At 60.3% G+C, this 3074-nt stretch carries 1 protein-coding gene; it reads right to left on the bottom strand.

The features are described 5' to 3' along the window. Positions 1–3074, bottom strand: a 3074-nt coding sequence (locus tag HU770_RS26670) for an immunoglobulin-like domain-containing protein (RefSeq protein WP_346769587.1), incomplete at both ends; no start/stop codon positions are given.

A 3074-nucleotide genomic window follows, 5' to 3' on the forward strand; every position in this document is an offset into this window, starting at 1 on the left:
ATCGGTGACTTTGACCGACGCCGCATCGCCCAACTGCAGGTTTTCGAAGGCACGACCGTCTACATCGACGGCGGACTTGATGCCCAAGTTGATCTCACCGGCATCTTTGTAAACGTCGTCGCCCTGCGCGTCGTGAGCGTACGGCGCGCTGGTTTCACCGGCCTTGATGGTAACCGTGGCATTGTTGCTCAGGGTCACGACCAGGTCGTGCGCCAGCGCGGTGTTGATGTGAACGGTGAAGGTCGGCTTCACGTTCTCGGCAACCGAGACTTGGTCAGCGGTGATAGTGACCTTGACCAGATCACCTTCGTTGCCCGGAGTACCCGGCTCGTCGGTCACCGTGGTGCTGACCGGGGTCTTGTCCAAGGTGAGTTGTTCGAACTTCCAGGCGTCTGCGCCGCTGACCGCTTGCAAGCTCTGCTCAACCGGGGCGTTAGTGCCGACATAAACGTTGTCTGGTGCAGTAACGGTGGTGAAACCGGTGGTGCTGTTGGCCGGGACGGTAATGACCGTTTTACCGTCACTCAAGGTGAAGTACAGCGGCGAGTGATTGTTGATCGGCAAACCGTCTTTGTTGGTCAGGGTGACGGTGTACGTGATCTCGCCTCCTTCGGTGACCGAAGGCGTAGCGGTCAGCTTGGCGATGACTTCGTCGGTGGTATCGGTGACTTTGACCGATGCCGCGTCGCCCAGCTGCAGGTTCTCGAAGGTACGGCCATCGACATCGACCGCAGACTTGATGCCCAGGCTGATTTCGCCAGCGTCTTTGTAAACGTCGTCGCCCTGCGCGTCGTGCGTGTATGGCGCGCTGGTTTCGCCAGCCTTGATGGTGACGGTGGCATTGTTGCTCAGGGTCACGACCAGGTCGTGGTCCAGGGCGGTGTTGATGTGAACGGTGAAGCTCGGTTGGACGTTCTCGGCGACCGATACTTGGTCCGCGGTGATGGTGACTTTGACCACGTCGCCTTCGTTGCCCGGAGTACCTGGCTCGTCGGTAACCGTAGTGCTGACCGGGGTCTTGTCCAAGGTCAGTTGCTCGAACTTCCACGCGTCTGCGCCGCTGACCGATTGCAGGCTCTGCTCTACCGGGGTGTTGCTGCCCACGTAGACATTATCCGGAGCAGTAACAGTGGCCGTACCGACGGTGCCGTTGGCTGGCACTGTGATGACCGTTTTGCCGTCGCTCAGGGTGAAGTAGAGCGGCGAGTGGTTGTTGATCGGCAAACCGTCTTTGTTGGTCAGGGTAACGGTGTACGTAATCTCGCCTCCTTCGGTGACCGAAGGCGTAGCGGTCAGCTTGGCGATGACTTCGTCGGTGGTGTCGGTGACTTTGACCGACGCGGCATCACCCAGCTGCAGGTTCTCGAAGGCACGGCCATCGACATCGACGGCGGACTTGATACCCAGGCTGATCTCACCGGCGTCCTGGTAAACGTCGTCGCCTTGCGCATCGTGGCTGTACGGCGCGCTGGTTTCGCCCGCTTTGATAGTGACCGTAGCGTTGTTGCTCAGGGTCACGACCAGGTCGTGGGTCAGGGCGGTATTGATGTGAACGGTGAAGGTCGGCTTCACGTTCTCGGCGACCGAAACCTGGTCGGCGGTGATGGTGACCCTGACCAGGTCGCCTTCGTTGCCGGTGCCTGGGGTACCCGAACCTGGCTCGTCCGTCACAGAAGTGGTGACGGTATCACCACCCAAAGTCAGCTTCTCGAAGTTGTCTGCGCCCGATACCGACTCAAGCTTGTTGGCGACAGCGCCCTGACCGCCGACGTACACGTCATCTTGAACCGTGATGGTCGCAGTGCCGGAAGCACTGTTGGCCGGAATCGTGACTTTTGTACCGTCGGTCAGGGTGAAGGTCAGCGCGCCGTGCTCAGTGACAGACAGGCCCTGTGCGTTGGTCAGCGTGACGGTGTAGGTCACCTGGCCACCTTCGGCCACAGTTGCCTTGTCCACAGTCAAAGTTGCAACGACTTCGCTGACGGTGTCCGAAACTTCAACGGTCGCCGGGCCGCCGATGGCCAGATTCTCGAAGGTAGCACCCGCGACAGTGGCGCCGGTGACGCTCAACGTCACAGAGCCGGCGTCCTTGATGACGTCATCGCCTTGGGCCGGAGTCTTGTACTCGACTTCGGTCTTGCCGGCCTCGATGGTGACGGTTTCGCCGTTCGACAGCGTTACGGTCAGCGGACGGTCCAGCGCCTGGCTCACTTTTACCGTGAAGGATGGCTGCTGATCTTCAGTCACGTTGCCGTTGCTGACGATGCTTACGGTGACGGTATCGATACTGTCATTGATTACAGTCGACGCTGGGGTCGGGTTCGGCGTCAGCTGCTCGAAGTTACCGCCGGTAGCGTCGGTGATGGTGGTGCTGACAGTCGAGCCGTTGTTGTAGACGTCGTTGTCCGGGGTCTGGAAGTCAACGCTGCCTTGGGTCTTGCCGGCTTCAACAGTGATGGTTTGGCCGTTCGACAGGGTCACGGTAACCGGCGTCTGGGCAGGGTTGCTCAGAGTCACGGTGTAGGTGATCACGCCGCCTTCGGTCACCGAAGGGTTGGCGGTCAGGGTCGCAGTGGTGTTGTCGACCGAGTCGTTGATCGTGGTCTGCGCTGGGGTCGGGTTCGGCGTCAGCTGCTCGAAGTTACCGCCGGTAGCGTCGGTGATGGTGGTGCTGACAGTCGAGCCGTTGTTGTAGACGTCGTTGTCCGGGGTCTGGAAGTCAACGCTGCCTTGGGTCTTGCCGGCTTCAACAGTGATGGTTTGGCCGTTCGACAGGGTCACGGTAACCGGCGTCTGGGCAGGGTTGCTCAGAGTCACGGTGTAGGTGATCACGCCGCCTTCGGTCACCGAAGGGTTGGCGGTCAGGGTCGCAGTGGTGTTGTCGACCGAGTCGTTGATCGTGGTCTGCGCTGGGGTCGGGTTCGGCGTCAGCTGCTCGAAGTTACCGCCGGTAGCGTCGGTGATGGTGGTGCTGACAGTCGAGCCGTTGTTGTAGACGTCGTTGTCCGGGGTCTGGAAGTCAACGCTGCCTTGGGTCTTGCCGGCTTCAACAGTGATGGTTTGGCCGTTCGACA

The organism is Pseudomonas sp. SWRI68, assembly GCF_014269165.1.
GTDB classification, from domain to species: domain Bacteria; phylum Pseudomonadota; class Gammaproteobacteria; order Pseudomonadales; family Pseudomonadaceae; genus Aquipseudomonas; species Aquipseudomonas capeferrum.